Source organism: Sulfitobacter sp. CW3 (genome assembly GCF_019392245.1).
Lineage (GTDB): Bacteria > Pseudomonadota > Alphaproteobacteria > Rhodobacterales > Rhodobacteraceae > Sulfitobacter.
Genome location: NZ_JAHXRL010000520.1, coordinates 1 through 241 on the forward strand (window position 1 = coordinate 1; position 241 = coordinate 241).

Here is a 241-nt window from a genome sequence, read left to right on the forward strand (position 1 = left end):
CGCCCCGCGCGGCGCGCCGGACGACCTGACCAAGCTGAACGGCGCCGGCCCGCAGATCGTGCAGAAGCTCAACGACGCCGGCATCTACCACTACTGGCAGCTCGCCGCGATGACCCCCGAGGACGTCGCCAAGGTCGATGCCGACCTGAAGCTCAACGGCCGCATCGACCGCGATTCGTGGGTCTCCCAGGCCCGCGGCTTCGTCGAGGCCGCCGCCGCGGCCTGATCCAACGGGGCTTCG

General features: G+C 71.4%; 1 pseudogene. It reads left to right on the forward strand.

Annotated features, from left to right (window positions below):
* Positions 1-226: pseudogene (locus KZZ06_RS22065) on the forward strand (hypothetical protein); the annotation flags it as partial.
* Positions 227-241: the final 15 nt, after the last annotated feature.